General features: G+C 68.2%; 23 protein-coding genes and 1 pseudogene. 1 reads left to right on the top strand and 23 read right to left on the bottom strand.

Annotation, left to right across the window (positions count from 1 at the left end; genetic code table 11):
- Window positions 1-16 precede the first annotated feature (16 nt).
- From KZ820_RS14400 to KZ820_RS14390, 3 genes are read right to left on the bottom strand one after another with little or no spacing between them, the layout of a single operon-like run.
- Window positions 17-601 (bottom strand): hypothetical protein, encoded by a 585-nt coding sequence (locus KZ820_RS14400; protein ID WP_219749312.1) that lies wholly within the window; start codon window positions 599-601, stop codon window positions 17-19.
- Complete coding sequence (locus tag KZ820_RS14395) at window positions 601-3,990, bottom strand: hypothetical protein (protein WP_219749311.1); 3,390 nt, start codon at window positions 3,988-3,990, stop codon at window positions 601-603. The genes KZ820_RS14400 and KZ820_RS14395 overlap by 1 nt, the downstream gene beginning before the upstream one ends.
- The gene (locus KZ820_RS14390; protein WP_219749310.1) at window positions 3,987-8,342 is read right to left on the bottom strand and encodes a phage tail length tape measure family protein; all 4,356 of its coding nucleotides are present in this window, start codon (window positions 8,340-8,342) and stop codon (window positions 3,987-3,989) included. Before KZ820_RS14390 ends, KZ820_RS14395 begins: the two co-directional genes overlap by 4 nt.
- On the opposite strand from KZ820_RS14390, the gene KZ820_RS14385 reads away from it, so the two are divergent.
- Complete coding sequence (locus KZ820_RS14385; RefSeq protein WP_219749309.1) at window positions 8,341-8,766, top strand: hypothetical protein; 426 nt, start codon at window positions 8,341-8,343, stop codon at window positions 8,764-8,766. The two genes, KZ820_RS14390 and KZ820_RS14385, sit on opposite strands and share 2 nt — an antisense overlap.
- Here KZ820_RS14385 and KZ820_RS14380 read toward each other — a convergent pair.
- The 20 genes and pseudogenes from KZ820_RS14380 to KZ820_RS14290 all read right to left on the bottom strand — a co-directional run bounded on the left by KZ820_RS14380 (window position 8,763) and on the right by KZ820_RS14290 (window position 22,029).
- The gene (locus KZ820_RS14380) at window positions 8,763-9,185 is read right to left on the bottom strand and encodes a hypothetical protein (RefSeq protein WP_308462235.1); all 423 of its coding nucleotides are present in this window, start codon (window positions 9,183-9,185) and stop codon (window positions 8,763-8,765) included. The two genes, KZ820_RS14385 and KZ820_RS14380, sit on opposite strands and share 4 nt — an antisense overlap.
- 8 nt (window positions 9,186-9,193) lie before the next feature.
- A complete protein-coding gene (locus KZ820_RS14375) occupies window positions 9,194-9,601 on the bottom strand; it encodes a hypothetical protein (protein ID WP_219749490.1) in 408 nt (135 codons plus the stop codon).
- A 104-nt stretch (window positions 9,602-9,705) separates the two neighbouring features.
- The gene (locus tag KZ820_RS14370; protein ID WP_219749308.1) at window positions 9,706-10,149 is read right to left on the bottom strand and encodes a hypothetical protein; all 444 of its coding nucleotides are present in this window, start codon (window positions 10,147-10,149) and stop codon (window positions 9,706-9,708) included.
- A gap of 70 nt (window positions 10,150-10,219) precedes the next feature.
- On the bottom strand, window positions 10,220-10,426 hold the full coding sequence (locus KZ820_RS14365; RefSeq protein WP_219749307.1) for a hypothetical protein: 207 nt from the start codon (window positions 10,424-10,426) through the stop codon (window positions 10,220-10,222).
- 12 nt (window positions 10,427-10,438) lie between these two features.
- Window positions 10,439-10,840, bottom strand: a complete 402-nt coding sequence (locus tag KZ820_RS14360; RefSeq protein ID WP_219749306.1) for a hypothetical protein — start codon at window positions 10,838-10,840, stop codon at window positions 10,439-10,441.
- Complete coding sequence (locus KZ820_RS14355; protein WP_219749305.1) at window positions 10,837-11,361, bottom strand: HK97 gp10 family phage protein; 525 nt, start codon at window positions 11,359-11,361, stop codon at window positions 10,837-10,839. The genes KZ820_RS14360 and KZ820_RS14355 overlap by 4 nt, the downstream gene beginning before the upstream one ends.
- Window positions 11,361-11,726: a head-tail adaptor protein gene (locus KZ820_RS14350; RefSeq protein ID WP_219749304.1), complete on the bottom strand. Its 366-nt coding sequence runs from the start codon at window positions 11,724-11,726 to the stop codon at window positions 11,361-11,363. Before KZ820_RS14350 ends, KZ820_RS14355 begins: the two co-directional genes overlap by 1 nt.
- On the bottom strand, window positions 11,726-12,322 hold the full coding sequence (locus KZ820_RS14345; protein WP_219749303.1) for a head-tail connector protein: 597 nt from the start codon (window positions 12,320-12,322) through the stop codon (window positions 11,726-11,728). Before KZ820_RS14345 ends, KZ820_RS14350 begins: the two co-directional genes overlap by 1 nt.
- Window position 12,323: 1 nt before the next feature.
- On the bottom strand, window positions 12,324-12,593 hold the full coding sequence (locus KZ820_RS14340) for a hypothetical protein (RefSeq protein WP_219749302.1): 270 nt from the start codon (window positions 12,591-12,593) through the stop codon (window positions 12,324-12,326).
- Between the two features lie 45 nt (window positions 12,594-12,638).
- Window positions 12,639-13,895: a phage major capsid protein gene (locus KZ820_RS14335; protein ID WP_219749301.1), complete on the bottom strand. Its 1,257-nt coding sequence runs from the start codon at window positions 13,893-13,895 to the stop codon at window positions 12,639-12,641.
- 10 nt (window positions 13,896-13,905) lie between these two features.
- Window positions 13,906-14,793 carry a head maturation protease, ClpP-related gene (locus tag KZ820_RS14330; RefSeq protein ID WP_219749300.1) on the bottom strand — a complete coding sequence of 296 codons (888 nt, stop codon included), beginning with the start codon at window positions 14,791-14,793 and terminating at the stop codon, window positions 13,906-13,908.
- On the bottom strand, window positions 14,777-16,030 hold the full coding sequence (locus tag KZ820_RS14325) for a phage portal protein (RefSeq protein ID WP_219749299.1): 1,254 nt from the start codon (window positions 16,028-16,030) through the stop codon (window positions 14,777-14,779). The genes KZ820_RS14330 and KZ820_RS14325 overlap by 17 nt, the downstream gene beginning before the upstream one ends.
- 10 nt (window positions 16,031-16,040) lie before the next feature.
- On the bottom strand, window positions 16,041-17,555 hold the full coding sequence (locus KZ820_RS14320; RefSeq protein WP_219749298.1) for a terminase large subunit: 1,515 nt from the start codon (window positions 17,553-17,555) through the stop codon (window positions 16,041-16,043).
- Window positions 17,552-18,022, bottom strand: a complete 471-nt coding sequence (locus KZ820_RS14315) for a phage terminase small subunit, hendrixvirinae-type (protein ID WP_219749297.1) — start codon at window positions 18,020-18,022, stop codon at window positions 17,552-17,554. Before KZ820_RS14315 ends, KZ820_RS14320 begins: the two co-directional genes overlap by 4 nt.
- Window positions 18,023-18,112: 90 nt before the next feature.
- Window positions 18,113-18,433 carry an HNH endonuclease signature motif containing protein gene (locus KZ820_RS14310; RefSeq protein ID WP_219749296.1) on the bottom strand — a complete coding sequence of 107 codons (321 nt, stop codon included), beginning with the start codon at window positions 18,431-18,433 and terminating at the stop codon, window positions 18,113-18,115.
- A 99-nt stretch (window positions 18,434-18,532) separates the two neighbouring features.
- Window positions 18,533-19,192 carry a hypothetical protein gene (locus KZ820_RS14305; protein ID WP_219749295.1) on the bottom strand — a complete coding sequence of 220 codons (660 nt, stop codon included), beginning with the start codon at window positions 19,190-19,192 and terminating at the stop codon, window positions 18,533-18,535.
- Window positions 19,193-19,390: 198 nt separating this feature from the next.
- The gene (locus KZ820_RS14300; RefSeq protein ID WP_219749294.1) at window positions 19,391-19,939 is read right to left on the bottom strand and encodes a hypothetical protein; all 549 of its coding nucleotides are present in this window, start codon (window positions 19,937-19,939) and stop codon (window positions 19,391-19,393) included.
- Window positions 19,940-19,955: 16 nt separating this feature from the next.
- Window positions 19,956-20,318 (bottom strand): annotated as a pseudogene (locus tag KZ820_RS22385) (phage replication initiator YdaU family protein); the annotation flags it as partial.
- Between the two features lie 155 nt (window positions 20,319-20,473).
- Window positions 20,474-21,169 (bottom strand): ParB/RepB/Spo0J family partition protein, encoded by a 696-nt coding sequence (locus KZ820_RS14295; RefSeq protein ID WP_219749293.1) that lies wholly within the window; start codon window positions 21,167-21,169, stop codon window positions 20,474-20,476.
- Window positions 21,169-22,029 (bottom strand): hypothetical protein, encoded by an 861-nt coding sequence (locus KZ820_RS14290; protein WP_219749292.1) that lies wholly within the window; start codon window positions 22,027-22,029, stop codon window positions 21,169-21,171. Before KZ820_RS14290 ends, KZ820_RS14295 begins: the two co-directional genes overlap by 1 nt.
- Between the last annotated feature and the right edge of the window lie 59 nt (window positions 22,030-22,088).

Genomic DNA, 22,088 nt, shown 5'->3' with positions numbered 1-22,088 from the left:
GTTCTCCGGTTGGTGGTCAGGAGGGCCAGGTGACCGCCGCCGCGGCGCGCGCCGCAGCGATGGTGGTGGCGGCTTTGATCGCGGCGCAGGCCTTCGCCTCGGCCGCGGCGATCGCGGGGACCTTGTTCGATCCCTCCATCCCGCCGCGAAAGCGGGTGATCGCGTTGACGATGGTCGGCTCGCCGTTTGCCGCGGCGTCTGCCAGCGAGTAGCCGAACTTGGCCTGACGTTGCGCGGGCGTGAGCAGGTTAATCGCGGCGAGGATGGTTGAGACCGAACCGCCGAGGCTATCGTAAAAGGAGACCTCCGCGGCCTTCTGCGCATACTCCGCCTTCTTGGCACCGCCGGCCGAGAGGAAGGCCATCTTCCGCTGCTCAGCGTCGCTCTTCACGCTCGCGAGCAGCACCGCGCGCACCTTGGCGAGATCCTCGGCCATCGCGCGCGTGCTGGCGTTCCAGCTGAAGGTCTCCTCGCCGAAACCCGCCGGCAGCGCGACCCATCCAAGCGCAGCGTCGGTCGGCTTGAGCGATGCCGGCGCCATGTAGCTGAGCGCGCCGGTCGACTTGTTGAAGACCGCGATCTCGGATTTGACGAAGTTCATTAGAACGTGTCCAGCTGAGCCGCGCCGGTCACCTGCACGGATATGTTGCCGGCGATGCGCTCGATGTTGACGTAGAAGGCGATCCGCTTGTCGGCCGGGAAGCCGGGGAAGTTGAAGGCGGCGCTGACCGCGCCTGGCGTCGAGACGTAATCGGGCTCGTTCGCGGTGCCCTGGTTAACCGTCGTCGCCGCCGTCCCGTCCTGATAGCCGAGGTACTGCACCCCCCCGTTGTCGGTCTGGTTCTCCCAGTAGAGGTGCAGCCGTGGCCGGTAGCTGCCGACCACGCCGCCGAGCGGGGTGTAGTTGGCGTTCGCTGAGAGCCTCATGCCGTTCGACGACGGCACGGCGGTGGCGGTGGCGACCAGAGAGACCGCGCCGCCGCCCGCCGTCTGATTGAAGGTCGCGGAGCCGCGAAAGGCGTTGGCGCCGTCATAGACCTTCTTGATCGTGATCGTGCGCTCGTACAGCTGGCCGTTGTAGCTGGCCTGGATGATGAAGCTGCCCGTGTCCGCGGTGATGCCGGCGAAGCTGAAGGTGTCGCCGTTAAGCGCGATTCCCGCGAGATTCACGCCCGCGCGCAGCCCGTACAGCACCCCCTCCGTCTGGCGCGCGCCGCCCTTCATGAGGCGGATCGTGCCAGAGGCACCCGTCCAGCTCGGCTTGGTAGCCCCGCTGGCATAGACCGGCACGATGAAGGTCACGGACTCGGTATCGACGATGAAGCCGTCCTCGCCGCTGATCCGCACCGGCGCCGACCAGCTGCTCAGCTGGGTGGCGGCGCGGAACGTCGCCTTGCTCTGCCAGAGAAAGTCGGTGCCGGCGGGCGGTGCGTCGGTCCAGCCAGTCGGCGGGTTGCCGCTGTTGTCGAGCGGCGCGGCCGGCACTGTGGTGGAGCGCTTGAAGACGAACGAGGCGAAGGTGCCGTCGGTGCCAACAGTCCCGTTCTCGCCGACCACCCGGTAAGCCGGCCCCCAGGTCACACCCCCATCGTTCGACTGCCGTTGATAGACGTCGGCGCCGAAATAGTTGTCGTGCCAGTTGTCGACGCCGTTGATCGACCACTGCACGCGCACCAGCGGCGCCGAAGCGCCCGGCTGGCCGGTCGCCGCGTACGCGATGAAGGTCAGATCGTTGATGCGCGGCGTGGCCGAGGCCAGCGCGGCGCGGAAGAACAGCGGGTCGTCGTACTTGCCCCAGTTGAAGGTGGCGAAGACCACGCCGTTGGCGATGTAGCTGACGATGCCCGTGCCGTAGTCGTACTGGACGGCGAACCTGCCCTCAGCCGAGCTCGCCGGCCCGACGCCGATCACGTTGCCGTTGACCCGCGCGTCGATGTTGCCATTGTCCTGGCGGAAGATGGCGAAGGTGATGCTGTCGAAGCTGTTGCTGACGCTGTCGCCGTTCTGCGCCAGACCCGCCATGATGTTGTCGCCGTGGAGCGCTGGCAGCGTCCACTGCGCGATGGCGCCGCGGATGAAACTCTCCTTGGTGTGCGCCGCGTCAGTGCCCCAGCCCGTGCTCGCGGTGCCTCGGACGCTGTTGCCCTCGACGATGGTCGTCGCGCTGTGCGGCACGATCGTGACGGCGCTGCCGCCCGCGGGGCCGGTGATCCGAACCGGCGCGCTCCACGGCTCCAGCTGCGTGCTTCCGCGGAACTTGCTGACCGACTGCCAGAGCAGGTCGGAGCCGGGCGGCGGGGCGTCGTACCAGCCTGGGGGCGGGTTGCCCGTGTCCTGCTGCGGGGTGGCTGGCACTGCGGCCAACCGCCGGAAGATGATTGAGGGTGAGACGCCGTCCGCACCCGCGCCGGCGCCTTCGCCGACCACGCGCACCGCGGGGCCGTAAGTCAGGCCGCCGTCGTTGGACTGCCGCTGGTATAGGTCGCCGTCGACATAGTTCGCGTGCCAGCCCGTCATGCCGTCGACCGACCACTGGACGATCACCAGCGGCGCGTCCTCGCCGTTCCGGCCAGCCTGAGCGAACACGCGCCACCAGGTGTTCTCGGTGGTCGGAAGCAGCGGCGGGGCGTGCCCGCTGCTCGGATCCTGCGCGATGTAGTACCAGCTCGAGCCGTCATACTGGACGACGTCGCCCTCGCTGTAGACCGCCGCCGGGTCATAGTTGCCGCGCGGGCTCAGCCCGCCCACGTCCGGGACCGTGGTTGCAATCGGCGCGGCCTTGCTCAGCCCCTCCACCGAGAGCGACAGCTTGCTGACGCGCTCGCCGACCTCGATCGAGAAGTCCTTGAAGAAGCCGTAGAGCGTGATGCTGTCGAGCGCGCTGTCGGCGATCCAGAGGCACGGCCGCGCGCGGACGGCGGCGATCCGGTTGGCGACCTGGTCGACCGCGTCGGTGCGGATGAGCGCGCGCGCCGCCATGCGCTTCGCCCAGGCGCGCTGCACGACGGTGACCTCGCCGAAGTCGTCCACGTCCTTGCGGCTGTAGTCCGTGATGCCGGCGGTCGGCGACGCCTCGGTGATGCCGAGCCCGACGATGCGGCCGATCAGCAGCGTGCCGACCGCGACCACGCCGCTGCCGCTCACCGTGACCGTGATCTGGCCCGTGACGTTAGGCAGGTCGGCGAAGACGATCGCGCCCGCGCCGGCGGTCTGGGTGCGGTCGTAGCCGGCGGCTTGGACGCGCACCGAGGCGCCAGTGACGTCGACCAGCGCGATCGCGTTCACCGCAGAGCCAGTCAGCACCACAGACAGCGACCCGCTGGCGGTCGTGGACGTGCCGAGCGCCTCGTCGAACATCCGCCAGCGGTTCGTCGGCCCGATGTCGATCCAAGCGCCCGAGGTGCCATTCGGCTCATTGCCGTTGTTGCCGGCCGCGGCGCTCTCGTAGATGCGGTGCGTCGAGGACAGGATGACCCGCGCGCCCTTCGGGTAGGTCGTCGTGCCCGACCACGCCGAATAGTCGTTCTCGGCGACCGTGCTCGACACCAGCGTGCTGCCGGTCACCGCAACAGGCTGGAGGAGGCGCAGACTCGACGCACCGGTCGGCGCGGGCTCGACGCCGCTGTCCGTGACCGTCTCGCTTTCGGCCAGCCCCTCCACCGACAGCGTGCAGAAGCTATTCAGCGGATCGGCGACGTCGATCTCGAAGTCCTTGAAGAAGCCGCGGACCGCCAGCCAGGCGAGGTCGTCGCTGGCGACCCAGCGCGCGGGCGTCGCGCGCAGGCCGGCGAGGCGGCGCTGGACCGCGTCGACCGAGCCGGTCGCGAGCAGCATGCGGACCGAAAGCCGACGCGAGAACTTGCGCGGCACCACGTTGGTGACGCCGAAGTCGTCCGTCACGCGCCGGCTGTAATCGGTGATGCTGATGGTCGGCGACGTCTCGGTCACGCCGAGATCGATCGTCTCGTTCGAGTCGGTGACGACCTTCATGCGGCCTGCACGCTGATCGCGTCCCCGCCGCTCGCCGCGGTCACGTCGTCGAACTTGGTCGCGATCTTCCGGTTGCTGCTGGCCACGTCGACCATCTGGGCGAGCTGCGAGCGAAGCACGTCGGTGATCTCCTGCCGGAGCGCGTCCATAGACGCCGCCTGGGTGTCGTTGGCCGCGCCCGGCGCCGCCGCAGCCTGCGCCATCGCCGCGGTGAGCAGCGCGGCGGTGCTGGTGGCCGGTGACGCGCCGGTGAAGGCGGAGAGCGCCTGATAGGTCGCCTCCAGCGAGGAAGCCGTTTGCGCCTGGATGCGGTCGAGCTCCTGCCGGCTGGTCGCCGCGTCAGCCGCAGCCGCGAGCAGCGCCTGCGACAGGCCCGGCAGCGTCTTGGCCGCGTCCTGGTCGCCCGCGCGCGCCGCGTCCGTCGCCGCGTTGAAGCGCCCCATCAGCGTCGCGAACCCGCCGCCCGTGTCGGCTTCGGTCAGCCCGCGGATCCGGTTGACCTCGTCCATGATGCTGTCGCCGACCGAGGTCCAAGCCTGCCGCAGCTCGTCCGCCGCCTTGGCCGCGGCCTGCGCGTCCTGCACCGCCCAGACCTGCTCCTGAAGCGCGCGGTTGCTGGCGTCGAGCTTGGCGAGGTCGAGCGCGCGGATCGCCGCGGTGTCGCCGGCGAGCTCGAGCAGCTGGCGCTCCAGGTCCTGCCGCTCTGCCAGCACGTCCGCCGCGCTCTTGGCCCCGTCCATGGCCTTCTCGAGGTCGGCGAACGCCGGCGCCAGGTTAAGCAGCGCGGCATAGGTCGAGCGACCCGCCGCGGTGGTCAGGTCCTGCGCCTCGACCAGCTGGCGGAAGGCGGCGAGCGAGCCGGGCATGGTCAGACCGAGGCTGGCGAAGACGCGGTTCATCTGCGCCGCCTGCGCGGCCTGACGCTCCTTCTGCGTGTAGAACGCCTCGGCATAGGCCGACACCGCGCTGGTGAAGTCGCTTACGCTGTCGAACTGGTCGGCCAGTGCCACCTTGATGTCGATCCCGAGGTCGCGGCTGCTGCCGCCCAGCAGGTTGAGCGCGGTGGTGACCGCCTCGACGGTGCTCGCGACGCGTGTCAGTGTCTCGAACGCGCCCTCGCCGGCGCGCTGGAAGCGCGACAGGCCCGGGAACGCGGCGTTGGCCATGTTGTCGGCCGCGGCGCCGAAGATCGCGTTCAGCTTCTCCTCAATCTGCTCGCCGGTGAGACCCTTCAGGTCCACCTTGCCAATGTTGACCACGAAGCCGTTGAGCCGCGCCTGGAACGCGTCGGCGGACTGCCCGAGCGGCTCGGCCGCCGCGGTGATCGCGTCGTTGAACTGGCGCAGGATCAGCGTGAACTGCCCCTCAAGCTCGCCACTGGCGCCGGCATACTGCGTCGAGGTCTTCGTCCCGGTCTTGATGCCGAGGAAGGACGAGGTCTTCTTAATGTCGCTGTAGTAGCTGGCGTCGAAGCCGCGCCCGAGGATGCTCTCGAGGGTCTGCCCCTTGGCGTAGAGGCCCGAGCCGGTCACCTCGGTCTTGCTGCCGAACAGCCCGCCCAAGATGCCACCGATCAGCGGGATCTTGCTCAGCACCGAGCCGATCAGGTTCTTCTGGAAGCCCTCGGTGATGCCCGCCGACGCGTTCACGTCGCCCGCGCGCACCACCTGCGCCGCCACGCCGCCGATCGCGTTCTCGATCGACCGCAGCGAGCTCGCCATCTCGCGCGCGTAGACGCTGGTGACCAGGTCCACCTCGCGCAGCGCGTCAATCGAGCGCTTCAGGCTCTCGCTCTTGGCAGTCGGGTCACCCAGCACCGTGCCCGTGCCGGTGTTCGTCGGCTGCGCGCTGCTGCCGCGCCCGCCGCCTGAGAAGATCGTCACGCCCGCCGCGACCAGCGCTGCCGCGGTCGCCGCCATCGCGGCAAGGTTGAAGGGGAACGGGAGCTTCGACTGATTGGCCACGCCCTCGGCGCCGGCGGCCGCCGCGCGCGCGCCGCTGTTCGCCACCGACGAGATCGTCTCGCTGACGTCCTGCACCATCGCGCGTACCGACATGGCGAACTCGAAGGCGCGGTAGACCTTCTCCGCCGCCTGGAGCGCCGCATAGCCGCGGCTCTTCTCGCCGAAGAAGCCCTTGGCCGCCGCGGTCATGTCGCCGAACAGGCCGATCTGCGCGTTCGACTGAGCGATCGCGAACTTGGCGTTCTCGCGCTCGGCGTCGGCGCCGGCTCGGATGTTCTGATTGCGGACGAGCTGCGCGCGCGCCTGCCGTGCCGAGAAGTCGGCGAAGATGCTGGCCATGCCGCCGAGCGCGCGGCCGGTGTCGCCGAAGGCATCCGCCATGCCGCGCGCGGCGTCGGAGGCGTTCTGAGCGATGAGGTCGAGCTTGTCCGCAGTGAAGCCGAGTTCGTCGTTGAATCGGCGCTGCGCGATCGTGTTCTGCTCAGCGCGCGCGGCGATCTCGGCCTGGCGCGCGATGTAATCGTCCCCGTTCGGGGTCCCGGCGCCGGCGCCCATGGCCGTCGCCTCACGGGTAGCCCGGATAATGGCCAAGGCGCGGGCGCGCTCGACATTCGTCGCCCCGATCAGCCGGCGCTCCGCATCAAGATCCTCAAGACGCTCACGATCAGCGATCTCGGAGCGCGTGAAGCGATCGCCGATCTGCGCCGCGGCGACACTGGCCTGAGCCGCGCGCTGCTCATCAAGCGCGCGGGTGACGCGCTCCACCTCGGACCGAAGGCCACGCTGCTGCGCCGCCTCAAGCGCCTGAAGCAGCGGCAGCTGGGCTATGCGATCGCGGACGAGATCAGCCGCGCGCTCCGCGGGCGTCAGCCCATCGGTCACCATCCTGTTGACCTCGGCCTGAATCGCGGCCTCGTCGCGCATGCTGGCTGAGGAACGGCTCGCATCCGAGGTGCGCTGAGCGATGGCTAGCCGCACCTGCTGATTGACCGCCGCCTCGACGTCGGTGCGGCGGCGAATGGCCTCGCTCTCCGCTTTCACGCGCGCCTCGGCGATCAGCGCCGCGCCGCCGGAGACGTTGTAGGCCTCGGCGAGCGCATAGAGGTTGCGGATCTGCGCCTCGGTTGCCTCCGCCGCGCGGGCCAGCGACTCGGCGTGCTTGTCCGTGGTGTCCTTGGGGGTGTTGAAGCCGACCTTCTCGGCAATCCGCTCGCGCGCGTTGGTAATCGACTGCGTGCGGATCCGCGCGCCCAGCTTGGTCAGATAGCCGTCCGCCTGCTTGTAGGCGGCGCCGTAGGTCTTCTCGAGCAGCTGCGGGTCGCCCTGACCGATCGCCATCTTGGCGAGGCCGAGAACGCCGCCCTTCTCGATTTCACCGAGGTACGAGCGGGTGCCCGCCAGACCAGCGTAGATGCCGGCCAGCGCGCTCTTGGCATAGCCGGTGAGGTCGTCGAGCACGTCCTTGACGCCCTTCGACATGCCCTTCACGTCGCCGACGAAGGATGCCTGTATGTCCTTCCCGACGATGCTGAAGGTCGCCTTGGTGACGTCGCCCCATGTGACCGTCTCGTCCTTCAGCTTGTAGAGCTCGGCACGCGTCGCGTTGGCGCCGCCGGTAATTTTGCCGAGGTCGCGCGTCAGCTGATCGTTGGTGACCCCCTGGTTGATCCAGCGCACGAAGAGCGCGAAGCCGCCAGCGGCAGCAGCCGCCGCGGCGGCGAAGGGGGCAAAGCGCAGCGCGGCGCCAGCGAGCTCGCGCGCGAAGCCCTTCACGCCGCCCTCAGCCATCTGCGCGACCTGCGCGATCTGGCCGCCCTGCTGGATGAAGACCTGCATCGGCTTCTGCCCGGTCAGCAGGCCCTGCACGATGTCGGGCATCTGGATGGCGACCTGCTTGAGCGCGAAGCCGTTCCGGCCCGCCGCAGCGGCCATGGCGCCGTGCTGCTTGGTGCCGAACGCCATGCGATCATTCAGCAGCGTCTGCTCGGCACGCAGGCGCGCGGCGAGCTCGGTGAGCCCCTTCTCCTGCGCGGCAAACGCGGCGGCCTCAACGCGGGCGGCCTGGATCTCCGACTTGGTCATGCCGAAGGTAGCGTTCTGCCGCTCGAGCTGGCGCACCAGCGACTCGCCCGTCTTCTCGATCTGCGCGCGGTCGCGCGCGATCGACGCCGCGACGCGGCTACTGGCGTTCGCCGTGAGGGTGAAGCCGGCGACCGCGGCGTCGGCCTTGACCATGCTCTGCGTGGCCTGCTCGATCCGCCCCGCGCTGCCGACCACGCCACGCTCGGCGGTATTCATGGCCTGCTGGATCTGGCGCAGCTGCTCTTCCGAGTTGCCGCTCTCGATCGTGAAGCCGACCGAAAGTTCGGGGGAGCCGTCGTCAGCCATGCGCGCCTCCTCCGTCTGCAAGCCGTTGAAAGGGCGACCGTCCGACGGCATGTTCGCCGGCAAGGGAGTCGCGATGGTGTGGTATGTTGGATTTCTGGCGCTGGCGGCGCCGGCGGCAGCCGCCGCAGAGCCGGTCTATCTGACTTGCGAGGTCGCGGGGGAAAGGGATCGCGAACGGTACGAGATCACGCTGCGCGAAGATCAGGCGAGCGCTGCCGTGATCGGCAACGACGGCAGGAGCCGCAATTTCCCTGCCGTCTTTAGTCGTGACCGGGTGCAGATCGATCAGCCTATCGGGGGCGACAAGATCACGATCGCGATTGATCGAACCGATCTCACCGCCCGGCAGACGACCACCTTCAGCGACTATGTACGGACCGGGACCTGCAAGCTGACGCCCGCTCCAGCGAAGCGGGCGTTCTAGCCCAGCAGCTCCTCCAGTCGCGCCTGCTCGGTGTCGACCTCGATCTTCGTGACCGGCGCGCGCCAGATTGGCGGGCAGGTCTCATCTTCGGCGCGCCGGCTCTCGCCGAGGTATTCGACGGAGAGGCGGCGCAGCAGCCGCCCCTCCCACGGACCTATGTCGATGAAGGTTCGCCGCGACCAAGCGTCGATCTCCGCCCAGCTAAGCGGCGCCGCGCCCATGCCGGCTGCCTGGGTGATCCCCATCTCGAGCAGCCAGCCGATGAGGTGCGGCGCCGGGTTGGGTGGCATGAGGACGGGAAGCTTCTGCTGCTTCAGCTTCTCGATGCGGGAGAGTTGCGGCGTGTCGAGCTGCTTCTCGGCCCGCTTAGAGCGCGCGGGCGGCCGCGGCACGGCGTTGAGCCATGCCAGCTGCCGCACGTAGAGGATCAGCTCGCGCTCGATCCGCCGCGGAAGTTTCCCCAGTTCTGCACGAACCGCTGGACCTGATTGGCGATGAAGCCGAGCGCCGGGTCGGCGTAGACGGCCTCGAACAGCTCGGCGCCCTGCTTGTCGCCGTAGGTCAGGCCCTCGAAGCGCGCGGTGATCGCGGCGAGATCCTCGGCGGTCTCGGCGAGGCGCTGCTCGGGCGTCGGCGCGGTCGCCTTGCCGTCGTTCTCCTCGCGGCGCTTCAGCACGCGCGTGGTCTGCTTGCCCTCGACCTGGGCGAACTGCTTCGAGCTCGGGCCGAAGACGTGGATGCGGACGGGCTTGCCCTCGTCGTAGAGCGGGTTGCCGTCGGCATCCTTGAGGTGGATCGCCGCCGTATCGGCGACGCGCAGCTTGGTGACGTCCATGAGATTGTCCTTCGCGGGTTTGCACCGACCCCACCGCGCCCGCGAAGATCGCGGAGGGGCCGATGCCTGTGAGCCGGCCGGGGCCGGTATGCGGGTGAGCGGGATCAGGTGCCGTTGACGACCTTGGTGTTGATCTCGACCGTGGGGTTCTGCATCACGATCGAGTCCGCGCCGTCCACGTTCTCGGGCGCGCCAAAGACGCGGCCCTGGAAGTAGCGCTTGGCGCCGGTCGGATAGGTCACCATGAACGAGTAAAGCTTGCTGGTCTCGTCCGCGGCCGCGGTGCGCAGCAGCGTCTGGCCGGCGTCGCTCTCGTCATAGGCGAGCGACGGCTGGAGGGAGCCATAGTCCGCCGAGCCCTTGTGCTTCTGCTTGGGTCCCTTCAGCGGCTGGAACTCGACCTTGGCATAGGTCGCGCCGAGCGAGCCGAGCTTCTCGATCTGGCCGATTTCGGTGAAGGTGAGCGCGGCGTAGCCGGACGCCGTCTCGCTGGCGGGCGTTGCCGCCGAAATCGCGAGCGCCGTGCCCGCCGCGGTGGTCGAAACCATAGTCATTCTCCTGGGTGGCGAGCCGGGTTGCGCCGGCGATCATCCGCCCGCCTAGGCGGACGAAACGGGGTCAGGCGCTCTTGCGAGCTCGCGGCTTGCGCGTGGGCGCCTTGGTCTCGGGAGCGGGCGTCTCGTCCGCCGGCGCGGGCTCGATCAGGCCAGCCGCCTCATAGTTGGCGAGGAAGGCGCGGGTGCCTGTGACGGGCTCGCCCGCTTCGAACGCGGTCTCGGTGCCCGCGTCCTTGAAGGCGCGCGCGGCGACGTAGCTCTTGCTCATGGTGCTCTCCGGTCAGAGGAGGGCGTCGAACGACACCCGGAAATCCTGCGTCTGCTCGAAGGTGTCGCCGGGTCCGTTCACGTCCGGACCGAGCCCGGCGGTCAGCACCACGACGTTCTCAGCCGCGCCGACGGTGCCGACAGCCCCGCGGGGCATCTTGCGGACCGCGGCGATCACAGCGTTCTGCTCGCGGTAGCTCTTGGCGCGCACGGTGACCGATACGCGCGCGGTCGAGCGCTCCCAGCCCGCGCGCCGCAGCGGCTGCCGATCGATCAGGCTCACTACGCGCACCAGCAACGAGGGCAGCCCCGAGCCGTCCGCCAGCCGACCGGCCTTGATGTGCTTGGCCGGCACCTTGGCGATCACGCCCGCGTCGGCGAGCAGCAGGGCGCCGATGATGTCAGCTCCCGTCATGCGTCGCTCTCCGCGGCGCCGGCTATGCCAGAGCGGCTCACCCGGCTGTTGATGTAGCTCTGCGCGGCCGCGATCGCCTCGCGCTCCTTGGTGTCGAGCGAGACGCGCATGAAGGGGTGGGGGCGCGCGCCAGGGTGGAAGACCGTAGATCCGACCGGCTGACCGCCGATCACCAGCGTGCCCGACTTGGCGAGCCGGTTGATCCGCGCCGCCGACCGGCCGCCGCGCTGGCTGTCGTCGACCGAGATGTAGTGCGGCGACGTGCCATACTCGAGCCAGGTGGCCACCGAACGCGCCCAACCGGGCTTGACCGAGAGGCGCGAAGTAACGCGGCCGGGCTCCGCCTTCGACGTGACCACCAGCGCCTCGCGGACATCGTTCGAGGCGACGCGGTCGCGCGCCTCGTTGGCGATCACAGCCATGCCCGCGCGCGCGGCGCCGCGCAGCACCCGCTCCTCCAGAAGGGTCGGCGCCTGAGCGAGGAAGCGAGCGACGTCCTCCTTGCCCCTGACCGTCACCATCAGGCCGTGTTCCCGCCTGGTTCGTAGGTCTCGACCATCATCTCCAGCCCGTCACGGCGCCCGAGCTCGGCCGGCACGGTGACGATCTGCATCACGCGCCCGTCTGCGCCGCCGAGGATCTCGACTAGGCGCATCGCCGCGGTCACGTCGGCCCGGTAGCGCATCCGCACGCGGGCAGGGCGGGTCGAGACGTTGATGCCCTCGGCCAGCCGCTCACCGCGGCTCGGCAGCGCGTCCACGATGCTAGCCCAGACCGTCGCGATCGATTCCCACTCGCCAGAGCCCGCACCATCGAAGGCCGCGTCGGCGACTGGCTGCTCGATCCGCACGCGACGGTCGAGAGAGCCGGTGTCGAGGCCGAGCATTAGGCGTAGACCCGGAAGGGGCGGAGCAGGTTGGCGACAGCAGTGCTCATCGGCACCTGGGTGACGGTATTGATCGCGACCGTGTCCCGGTTTCGGTAGAGGTCGCCTGTCATCAACAGGATGGCGGCACGGATCGCGGCGGGCAGAGTCGATTTAGGCTCGGCGCCGCTCGTGTCGGGCGCATAGCCGGCGCGGTAGCGGATGCGGACGGCCTCGCGGCGGGTTGAGCCGCCAACCCATGGCCAGGCAGCGCCTGTGGCGATGATGTTGGCGCCGAGTTGCTCAACGTCCGCGAGGTCGGCCATCTGCTCGATGCCATCCCTGTCGAGGTAGCTGACGCTCACCAGCTCAATGACCGGAGGAAAGGGGAGGCTGACCACGTCCCGGCAGGATGCACTGTCGCAGCGCGCTTCAAGCGTCTGCACGCCCAACGCGCGGCCCAGCCAGCCGTCCGGCCCGTCAATGTGACCGGTCGCTGCGGCGACATAGGCCTCGATGAGCGCGTCCTCGTCGCTGCCATCCACCTTCAGGTGGGCCTTCGCCTCGTCGAGCGTGACAACGGGCTCAGGCGGAATAACGACGAAGACGCGCATCATGTCACTCGCCCTTGGCGAGGTTCTCGGCGACCGCATCGGCGCCCGACTTGTACGGGTCGTTGAAGTCGATGCGGTTCTGATCGACGGTCGTGTTCGCGCGCGGGTTCGCGTCGACGGCCGGGTGGCCCGGGTCGACATCGGACACCGTCTGACGCGGCGCGCCCGAGGGGTCGAACTCCTTGGCGTCGGCGATGTTGGCCGCGCCCGAGGTGTCGAGATCTGCCTGCGTCGTGGCGTGCGCGGGCTGCGTGTCGCTCTTCTTCACCGTCATGGTGGCTCTCCAGGAGGCGGGGCGGGCTTCTGCCCGCCCCTAGGTTCAGGCGGAGGTCTTCAGCGCCTTCATGGCGTCGGGGTTCTTGACGCCGCCGCCCACGCGCTTGGTCGTGTAGAAGCCGATGAACGGCTTGTTGGTCAGCGCGTCGCGGATCACCCGCACCCCGATGCGGTCGAGGATCAGGTAGGTCTCGGCCATGTCGCCGTAGAGCAGCGAGAACGAGCCAGCCGCGACGTCCGGCATGTCCGGCATCTCGACCAGCGGGCGGCCCATCAGGGTCGCCGGCTGACCCGCCTGGTAGCTGGGCTGCCAGAGGTAATTGCCCTGGCCGTCCTTCATCAGGCGCAGCGCGCCGTGCGTATTCAGGTTGGCGAAGAACTTCGCGTTGCCCTGGTACGCGGTCGGCAGCGAGTAGACGAGCTTCACGATGGCGTCCGACTTGTCGATCGCCGCCGCGGTGCCGCTGTTGCTGGACTTGATGTCGCCCCAGGGGTGGATCGCTGCCGCGGTGCCGCCGGTGACGTAGTTGAGCAGACCCTGCGGCTTGTTCACGCCATTACCGGAGAGGAAGGCGATCGCCTCCTGGCGATCGAACTCGGTGGCGACCTCGCCGCTAAGCCACTGCTCGATGTCGACCTGGCTGTCGTCGAGCAGCTGCTGGGTGACGAACGGGAAGGCGTAGATCTCGCCGTTGCCGAAAGTCAGAGGCGAGAGCTGCGGCGTGTTGGTGGCGGGGCGGCTGGCCGTCTCACCGACCCAGCCGGAGCCGACTGCGCGGTCGCTGAACAGCTTGACGAAGCCAGCCGTCCCGACGGTCTCGACAGTCGCATGCTGGCGCATCGGCGAGATCAGCTTCAGTCGGCCCTGGATGGTGCGATCCCATTCGACCGGCGCGGTGTAGCCGCCGTCCGGGTTCGAGCCGACCGACATGGCAGCGCTGACCTCGTTGCGGCGGACGTGCGCCATGAACGCGGCGGTGTATTCCGGGTTCTCGGGCTGCGCAGGGCCATTGCCCTGACCGAGCCGTGCCGCGGCCATCTCGGTGGCGAAGCCGTCGAGGGTCGACTGCATGGTCGAAATCGACGCGTTCATCGTTGCGATCTGCGCCACGTCGAGCGGGTCCACCTTGGCGGACAGCTCGTCCTGCTTCGCACGCATCGCGGCGAGCGTGGTGTTGATCTGGCCGATCAGTGCAACGGGATCGTTGGCGTCGGCTCGGATGCTCGATGCGGCGATGGCGCGCGGCATCGCGAGCGCCGTCGAGCCCGCCAGCATGGCGAGCGCGGGTACGTGCTTCATGGGTAAGCTCCTATGCGGTAGCGGTTGCGAGTAGGCCGCGCAGCGCGCCGACCAATGCAGTGCCACCAGCGCCGGGCGTGGTAGCGGGCTCGAGGGCAGCGCCTGGCGTGCCCTTGATCTTGTTGATGCGGGCTCGCGCCTCGGTGCGCGTGTGACCGGATGCGACAAGCGATAGCTCCATTGCGCGGAGCTCGTTGACGTGGCGGTCGGCCGCCTTCGTATCCTCGTCTGTGGTGACCTGATCTGCCGAAAGCATGGCGTCGGCGAAGCCGCGCTCGATTGCCATGCTGCCCGACATGAACGTCTCGGCGTCCATCCACTTCTGCACGTCGGCGACATCGCTGCCGGTACGCTGCGCATAGAGGTCCGCCATCGCCTGATCGAACGGCGCAAGGAACGAGGCAGTCTCCGCCATGTCGTGGCGATTGCCAATGGCCAGAACCCAGCAATTGTGGATCATGATGAAGGAGGCGGCGCCGATTTCGACCGTGTTCCCCGCCATGGCGATGATCGACGCCGCCGATGCAGCCATCCCCATCACCTTGACCGTAATGTCCTGCGGGTGCTCGCGCAGCACGTTATAGATCGCGATGCCCTCGAACATGTCGCCGCCAGGCGAGTTGATCTGAACCTCGACCGGTCGATCGCCGATCGCGCGCAGCTGAGCCGTGACCTTCTTGGCCGTGATGCCGCTGTCCGACCAATAATCCTCGCCAATTGCGCCAAACATCGTGATGACGTTGTCACCACTGGCGATCGCACGGATGCCGGCGCCGTCGTCATTCCATCGGTCGAGCACGTTCGGCTTGGCCAGCGCGGAGATGTCGCGATTGCCCGGCATCGGCAACGCGCCGGGGCGGGCCTTGGCGAAGATGCGGAGATCAGGGTTGCGGGTCATCTTGCACCTCAGGCGTCTGCCAGGCCGGGGTGTCGCCCCACGGCTGTCGGTTCATGTCCATCATGTCGCGCGCTTCGTTCGGAACGCCCCAGCCCGCCGCGCCAGGGCCGCCGATCATCTTGGAGAGGATCTCGGCCTGATCCTTGAGCGAGCCGCGGAGCAGCGCTCCTGCGTTGAATTTGACGTCGTGGGTGGCCTGCTCTGCCTCGGTCAGGAGCGAACGCTCGATCGCCTCCTCCCATGCCGTGAACCACGGCTGGAGGCAGTAGGTCACCAGGAAGATGCCAAGCACCTCGATGCCGCTGCCCCAGCTCGTCTCATCGAACATCAGCAGCGGCCGCGGCACGCCGGTAAAGCGGGAGACCTCTTCGGCTTGGTGCTTCCGCTGCTCGAGCCCTTGTGCCTGCTGGCCGTTGATGCCGAAAGCCTGAGCGTCCAGACCTTCCTCAAGCACCAGCCACTTGCCGGCATTCTCGGTTCCTGAGTAGCGCTCTTCGAACTGCTCGCGCAGCCGGAGGATCGCCTCACGGGACATGTTCTTCGGGTGCTTCAGTGCGCCGCCCACGTACGCGCCATTCCGAAGCAGCCGAGCGGCCGCTTCGTCGGCGGTGTCCGCAAGGCCGAGCGCCTCAGCCGCGACATTCAAGAGAGCGTCGCCCGTGATGCCGTCCGACGAGTAAGGCGCCGCGAGGTGCAGCACATCGTCCTGCGTCAGCGTCTGCTTCTCGCCGTTCGGCTTCGTCCAGGTGTACCGCCGGCGAAAGTCGGAGCCGAGCGCCACCGTGACGCGACGCGGGTCCATCGGAACGAGCGCTATGACGCGCGCGCCGGAGCGGATCTTGTAAGCGTAGCCGTTGCCATGAAGCAGGGCACGGCCCTGCATGTAAGCCTTGAACTGGAGCGGCGTCTGCCAGTCGTTCGGGCGCACTCGAAGCAGCCGCTGAACGTGGTGAGCCTCATCCTTCTCGGCGCCGTCTGCCGTCTTCTTCAGCAAGTTCACCGGCAGCATTCCGATCGCGCTGCTGATCAGGTTCACGGCGCGGAAGAACGTCGCATTGCTGAGCGCGGACCGCTCGGTGACAGTCTTACCCGACGCGGTCGACCGGCCTCCACGAAGGAAGTCAGCCACGCGCGGATCGTTGAGCTCCCACGAGTAAGGGGTGTTGCCGAGAGCCTGGATGCGCGGCAGGTGCATCGCTTCGGGCTCGCGGCCAATCGTCAGGCCGAACAGCTTCATCCGACCTCCTTCAGAACGACAGCAGCCCGCGCTCTTCGTAGACTGAGGGTCCAGCCTCCGCCTCCGCGCTGGCCACCCCCATCGCCATGACGAGCGCGACCATGCCGTCGATGCGGCCGGTCGACTTCGCCTTGTTCAGCTTCCGATCGCCCGCGGCGTTCTTTTCGACCACCGCGTTCGCCGCGCACATCGTCATGACCGGGTGGCCGCCGTGCGCGACCTGCCCGTTGAGGAAGGCGATCTCCGTCGAGTCCATCGCCGGCGCCATGGAGACGTGCCCCTGGCCGAATGGCTCGAACGGCAGCACCACGCCGAGCTTCTGCAGCTGCGCCTCGAGCGTCTTGAACCGATACCGGTCGAACCCGATGCGAGCGACGTCCATGCCGCTCGTGATCTCGCCGATCTTCGTCGCCACGAACTCGTAATCGACCGCGACGCCCGGCGTGGTCTCGATCAGCCCCTCATCGACCCAACGTCGGTATGGCACGCGATCACGCTTGCCGTGGTCGTCCACCGTCTGCCCGGGCTTCCAGAACCACGCCTTGACGTGCCACTTCGCCTCCCAAGAGGCCACCAGCACGAAGGCGCAGAGGTCGGTCGTCTCAGCTAGGTCGAGCCCGCCGAACACGCGCCCCTTCTCAAAGGCCTCGTCGGACACCGGCCCGGCGCAGTCGAGCCAGACGCCCGGCGCGATGAAGGGCGAGAACCGGTTGACCCGCTGATTGAGATACAGGTTGCGGAAGCCGTTCTCGGCCGACGGCATGCGCGACGCCTTCTCCGCCGCAGCGAGCAGTTCTGCCTCCGACCGGAACGTGCCCAGCGCCGGGTTCGCAGCGCGATGCCCCGCCGGATCCAGCACGTCGGCGCCGGCTGGCGCCTCGTAGACGTGACAGATGATCTTCGGGTCACCGGACCGCCGCGCGTCGTCGATCTTGACGCTCAGCATGTCGGCGTCGGTCGGCGCCTGCGTCGAGATAATCAGGCGCAGCGCGTCGTCGTAGGCGCCGCTCGCCGTCTCGATCGCCTCGACGAAGTCGTCGTGGTCGCCGCGGACCTGCCCGAGCTCGTCGAGGATCGCCAGCACCGGCGAGAGGCCGTGCGAGGTCGAGCCTTCCGCGGCCAGCGCCTTGTATTCGACATTGAGCGCCAAGCCGATCAGCCGCTTGCCCGAGGGCACGATGCGGATCAGCTTGGACAGGTCCGGCGACATGGCGACCATCTTCGCCGCCAGGTTGAACACCAGAGCCGCCTGCTCGCGCGACCGCGCGCCGCTGACGATCTGGCTGTTCAGCCGCGCCTCCGGCCCGGCGATGTGCGCCAGCAGGATCGCCGCGATCAGACCCGACTTGCCGTTCTTGCGTGCGATCGAGAGGATGCCCTCCGTCGTGCCGGCTGGGTTGTCGTAGACCTCCAAGATGAAGCGCTGCTGGAACTGCTCAAGCCGCATCGGCTTACCGACCAGTTTGCCCTCCGGCACGAGGCAGTAGCGATGGATGAACGCGATGACGCGCTCGCCCCTCGTCACTGGAGCGTTGACGGCCTCGCAAGGAGGTCGTCCCCATCACCCTCGAGCGGGTTATGGCCCGCCTCGATAGCGCTAGCGTGCTCGCGCCGCCGGTTCACGTCGCGCTGTTCCCCGTTCTTCGCCCGGTTGTCCAAGCCAAGAGCGCGCCGCAAGGTAACAATCCGCCGGGCGAGTTTGTCGCTGAGGTCGATCGTCTCGATCAGCTTGCGCGCGTTGATGTTTCCCCCGCCCACTACCGTGTAGCCGGCGACCCGCTCTGCGTCCGCCATGGCGCGCGCCAAGTTGGCGGCGACAGCTAGATCCGACTGGGTCCATTCGGATTTTGGCTTCTCCGAGATGACCGCGTCCCAGAAGGGCTGGTCTCCCTTTCGCAGCCGCAGGTGGTCAGGCGGCGAGAGGTCGCGGGTGGCCGCCGCCATCGTCGCCACTGCACCCGCAGCGCTGTCGATGCGCTGGCGACGGGCCATGGAGCAAATCCTGTATTAGCGGTGAAAGTCGAGACGGTGGTCGGTCCTGGGCGGCGGCGCCCCAGACTTTCGTACACCCCCCCCCGGGGGTCAGGCGTGCCGCGCTCGGTTCCAAGGGTGGGTCGGGTCGGTAGGAAAGCCGCTGGCGTCGGTAGCGCCGCGCGCGGTCTGCCCCTTCTCGGCCAGCGTCTTCGCGTCAGAGCAGTCCTGACACAGCAGCTGGTAGTTCGATCGGTCGCCCGTGCCGCCCTGAGCGAGCGGCTTGATGTGGTCGGCGATGTGACCCGGCGTCACACGGCCGCGCCGGGTGCACTCCTCGCAGAGGATGACGGTGGCCAGCAGATGCGCCCGCATCTTGTCGTGCGCCGTGCCGTAGCCGCGCGCGTGTCGGCTGGTACGAGGCCAGGCCATCGATGTTCCTTGCAGCCTTCGGACAACCGCTGCCACGCCTATCGGCGCCGGCTCGGTGGGGACGAGGGTGGCAGGCCACAGCTGCTCGTCGCAGGCCGCTCATGCGGCGACACCCTCGCGGGCTAGCTGCTGCTGTACCTCATCTGTTCGCAGGAGGAAAGTGGCAATCTTCACCCGGAACGAACCACCGAAGGCGACCAGCGCGAACTTGCCATCGCCATCCTCTACCACGCCAGCCATGCCGGCGAAGCTGCCCTCGGTCATCCTGATCTCGGTGCCGATCGGGATCACCTTGCGCTCTCCCCGCAGCTGGCGCAGGCGGCCGCGCTCCTCGATGCGGCGCAGCGCAGCGATGTCGCGCTCAGCTACCAACGGGATGCGGCCATGAAACCGGAACAGTGAGAAGGCGGGGTGCGGGCTCACTGGCGCGCGCATGACATCGGCAATCGCCGGCAGGTGAGAAGCGCGAGCGAACACGAAGGTCGGCATGATAGGAGTCTCGACGTCCACCCGCTCGCGCGCGCGCCCGCGCCGCCGTTGCTGCGTTTCGCCAGGCGTCCAAGCTTCGATGCCTGCCCCGACGAGAGACACCGCCAGCTTCAGCGTGCGCGCCGGCGCGCACCTCAGGATGCACCAGCCATCCGCTCTATGGTCCCGCCCCGTCATGCTTTCGCTCCCGTCATGCTCTGTCTTGCCGCCCCTCGGCCCGTCACGGTGATCGCAGTGGCTCGCCTTCATGCAGTCGTGCGGCTCGGCCATGGGGCAGTCCTCGCACTGAAAAGGCTCGTCAGCGCTCATGCCCGCTCCCGCTCGGCTGCGACTGCCGGCGGCACCCACTGGGTCGCTGTGCCCGTGCGGCAGTCCCAGCAGGGCAGCGTCGCCGGAGCATCGCCGATGCGCTCGTCACGCGCGCCGCAAGGGCAACGGTAGAAGGTGCGGCCATCGTGCCACGCCACGTCATGCCGCCTCTGCCTGCTCGCGGCGGCCGACGATGCGGGCAACCTCGGCGAGATCGTCAGCGCTCAAGGGCTCAGGATTCGGCCGCCACAGGCGGTCGTGCGTCGCGACCAAGGCGCGGATCTTCGACAGCTCCCACTGGCGCCGGGCAAGCCCACCGCACTTCGCGCGGATCTCGGCGGCTGCCGGGAAAAACTTGCTCTCGCGCAGGATCGCCATGCACGCGGTCGCCAGCACGTCGCCGGGCACGTCAGAGAGGGCGTCCGCGTAGATCTCCAGCCGACCTTCCGCCTCAAGGTCGCTGACCTTCGCCGCCGGGTACGCCAGCGCCAGCTTCGCGATCGCGCGGCGGCAGCCCTCCCGCGACGCGGGCTGCAACGCCGCTTCATACTCGGGGATCAGCGCAGCCAGCGCCGCGCGCTCGTCAGGAGAGCAGACGTGGCTGAACCCCTCGGCGTGAGTGACCAGCGTCTCGAGCTTCGGCGTTGCGGAGAGCCCGCACCATGGGGTTCTGCGGCTCGGATCGGTCGTGGTGAGTGCGGTTGCCATTGCGGTGCTCGTGCGGTCGGGGATCGTGGATCGCGGCCCATCCGGCCGCGGCGGCGTGCTCGACGAGCCGCCCAGGCGGCCACTCCTCGTCGCTGAGTTTGTCGAGCTGACGAAGCTGGTGCTCGAGGGCGGTTGGCGAGAGCGCCATCCGCTTCGCTCGGCGATTGGCGAGCAGGTCTCGCCAGTGGTCGGGGTTCACGCCGATCGGGCAGGGCCAGGTCGCGGCCTTACGCGCACGTGCGGGGTTACCCTCCCGGGCGGGGGTGGGGGCGTGGGGTTGGTTGGGGGTGCAGGGGGAAGGAAGGGGAGAGGGGGAGGGGGAGGGTTCGTCCGTGACGTCACGCGACGTCACGTTATCTAGCGTGACGTCACGTGACATCGCGTGACGGCGCCGGGTTTGACGGTCCCGATCCTTCGTACGACGGCTCTCCAGCGCTTCGCCTGCCGCTTCCGCACGCGCGATAAGCATTGCCACCTCGGCGACAAGCGTCGCGTCTGTGCCCGCTGCGATCAGGCGCGCGAGGAGGTCTGCGCTCATGCCGCCGACCGGCTCCGATCGAAGACGGGGCCGCCTTCCATCTGATCCATGGCGATCTCACGGGCCTCAGGGCTGGCCTTGTTCCAGGCGGAGATGATCGCGTTCGCTTGCGCGATGATCACGTCTTCCGGCGCACGTGCGGAAAGCGGGATGACTTCCTTCGCCGGCTTAGGATTGAGGGCGCGCTGAACCGTCCTGACACTAAGGCCGGTGTCTTCAGCGACCTGCGCCGCTACGCCTCTCTCGTGCTGAGGGCCTTTCCTTCGGCCATCCGCGCGCAGATCCGTTGCTGCGTCAATCTGTCGCGGCAACGATCGCCGAGCGTCGATCAGCTCAGCGTATCGGCGTATGTGATCATCGCGCTGCTCTTTGGTGAGGTCGAGGCGATGCAGGTTCTCGGCGATCTCCCACATCTCGGCTTTAATCGCGTCATCATCCACTTCGACACAGTCAATATGCGACCAGCCAAGCGAACGCGCCGCCGCTAGCCGGTGATGTCCAGCGACCAGAATGGGAACACCTGCGCAAAGGTCGCCGTCGACCTCCATCTCTTCGACGATACGAACGGTGATAGGCTGGCGGAGGCCGATCTCATCGAGCGACGCTTTCAGCCGATCGACAGCGCTTTCGGAGAGCGCGCGATGGCGCTCCCCGATAACGATATCGTCGACGCGGATCGAATGCTGATGCATTACAGCAGGGCCGGGAAGGGCAGCGTCGAGTTGAGGGTGTTCGTCGACACCTTCTTCAAGCCGCGCCGGTAGAAATTCCAGGCCTTGAAGATCATGGCCAGCTTGCGATCACGCGGCGTCCGCCCGGCAGCAATCAGCTTCTCGCGCAGAGTGTGCGCCGGGCTGCCGATCGCGAGATTGTCGCCGCGGCAGACGCGCTCAAGGAAGTCGTGCGCGAGCTGACGATTGACTCGCGCCAGCTCGTAATAAGCGAAGCCGATAAGCGACCCCGCGGCGAACGATCGCGAATAACCGGAGTTCGTGTGGCCGAAGGTAGCAGCCTCAGCGAGATCCTTGTCCGTCGCCACGCGGGCACGGACCTCGGCGCTCGTAATATACTGATGCCCGGTCAGGCCCGCGCCCTGCGCGCGCTCGTACGCCAGCACCATGCGCGCGATTGCGGCCACCGCGCTGGCGTTTACGACGCCTTCCATCGCGAGGAAGTCGCCAGCGCTGCGCGCGCTGCCCTGATCAACGGTGAGGCGTGTCTCGCGCTCAATCCCGAACATAAGGGCGAGCTGCACCGTCGTATTGGCGTCGATGATCGCTAGGCAACGGTGCTGGCCATCGTTGAGTTGGCCGTCCTTGCTGATGATGATCGGCTCGCCGTTCAGCGTCCACTGCTTGGCAGCCATGTCGGCAGCATACTGCGCCACCTTGGTCGTGCGGACGCTGCGGTTGCCGCCGTTAAGGTCGAGAAGCGCCTTCGCCAGCGGCGGCGAGGCATCGACGATGCGGAGAGTGGGCTCCTGAGATGACGCAATCATCTCGTGAAGCCAGGCGGGGCTCCCATAACGGGGCTGGAACAGCTGGGTCGCCATGGTATTGTCCTCTCGTTGCTGATCGTCCGCGCCCCGGTCCAAGGGGCCTCGTGCTCCAG

It is taken from the genome of Sphingomonas citri, assembly GCF_019429485.1.
GTDB classification, from domain to species: domain Bacteria; phylum Pseudomonadota; class Alphaproteobacteria; order Sphingomonadales; family Sphingomonadaceae; genus Sphingomonas; species Sphingomonas citri.
The sequence above is the reverse complement of the archived record's forward strand: the minus strand, read 5'-3'. Positions and strand labels throughout refer to the sequence as shown.

What these genes read in the sequence shown, in the direction of transcription:
- KZ820_RS14340 (WP_219749302.1), bottom strand. Translation starts at nt 12,593, where the DNA reads ATGACGGTGAAGAAGAGCGACACGCAGCCCGCGCACGCCACGACGCAG.
- KZ820_RS14370 (WP_219749308.1), bottom strand. Translation starts at nt 10,149, where the DNA reads ATGGTTTCGACCACCGCGGCGGGCACGGCGCTCGCGATTTCGGCGGCA.
- KZ820_RS14335 (WP_219749301.1), bottom strand. Translation starts at nt 13,895, where the DNA reads ATGAAGCACGTACCCGCGCTCGCCATGCTGGCGGGCTCGACGGCGCTC.
- KZ820_RS14385 (WP_219749309.1), top strand. Translation starts at nt 8,341, where the DNA reads ATGCGCGCCTCCTCCGTCTGCAAGCCGTTGAAAGGGCGACCGTCCGAC.
- KZ820_RS14350 (WP_219749304.1), bottom strand. Translation starts at nt 11,726, where the DNA reads ATGCTCGGCCTCGACACCGGCTCTCTCGACCGTCGCGTGCGGATCGAG.
- KZ820_RS14355 (WP_219749305.1), bottom strand. Translation starts at nt 11,361, where the DNA reads ATGGTGACGGTCAGGGGCAAGGAGGACGTCGCTCGCTTCCTCGCTCAG.
- KZ820_RS14305 (WP_219749295.1), bottom strand. Translation starts at nt 19,192, where the DNA reads ATGGCCGAGCCGCACGACTGCATGAAGGCGAGCCACTGCGATCACCGT.
- KZ820_RS14295 (WP_219749293.1), bottom strand. Translation starts at nt 21,169, where the DNA reads ATGCATCAGCATTCGATCCGCGTCGACGATATCGTTATCGGGGAGCGC.
- KZ820_RS14400 (WP_219749312.1), bottom strand. Translation starts at nt 601, where the DNA reads ATGAACTTCGTCAAATCCGAGATCGCGGTCTTCAACAAGTCGACCGGC.
- KZ820_RS14325 (WP_219749299.1), bottom strand. Translation starts at nt 16,030, where the DNA reads ATGAAGCTGTTCGGCCTGACGATTGGCCGCGAGCCCGAAGCGATGCAC.
- KZ820_RS14360 (WP_219749306.1), bottom strand. Translation starts at nt 10,840, where the DNA reads ATGACGGGAGCTGACATCATCGGCGCCCTGCTGCTCGCCGACGCGGGC.
- KZ820_RS14390 (WP_219749310.1), bottom strand. Translation starts at nt 8,342, where the DNA reads ATGGCTGACGACGGCTCCCCCGAACTTTCGGTCGGCTTCACGATCGAG.
- KZ820_RS14375 (WP_219749490.1), bottom strand. Translation starts at nt 9,601, where the DNA reads ATGGACGTCACCAAGCTGCGCGTCGCCGATACGGCGGCGATCCACCTC.
- KZ820_RS14365 (WP_219749307.1), bottom strand. Translation starts at nt 10,426, where the DNA reads ATGAGCAAGAGCTACGTCGCCGCGCGCGCCTTCAAGGACGCGGGCACC.
- KZ820_RS14300 (WP_219749294.1), bottom strand. Translation starts at nt 19,939, where the DNA reads ATGGCAACCGCACTCACCACGACCGATCCGAGCCGCAGAACCCCATGG.
- KZ820_RS14345 (WP_219749303.1), bottom strand. Translation starts at nt 12,322, where the DNA reads ATGATGCGCGTCTTCGTCGTTATTCCGCCTGAGCCCGTTGTCACGCTC.
- KZ820_RS14330 (WP_219749300.1), bottom strand. Translation starts at nt 14,793, where the DNA reads ATGACCCGCAACCCTGATCTCCGCATCTTCGCCAAGGCCCGCCCCGGC.
- KZ820_RS14310 (WP_219749296.1), bottom strand. Translation starts at nt 18,433, where the DNA reads ATGGCCTGGCCTCGTACCAGCCGACACGCGCGCGGCTACGGCACGGCG.
- KZ820_RS14395 (WP_219749311.1), bottom strand. Translation starts at nt 3,990, where the DNA reads ATGAAGGTCGTCACCGACTCGAACGAGACGATCGATCTCGGCGTGACC.
- KZ820_RS14290 (WP_219749292.1), bottom strand. Translation starts at nt 22,029, where the DNA reads ATGGCGACCCAGCTGTTCCAGCCCCGTTATGGGAGCCCCGCCTGGCTT.
- KZ820_RS14315 (WP_219749297.1), bottom strand. Translation starts at nt 18,022, where the DNA reads ATGGCCCGTCGCCAGCGCATCGACAGCGCTGCGGGTGCAGTGGCGACG.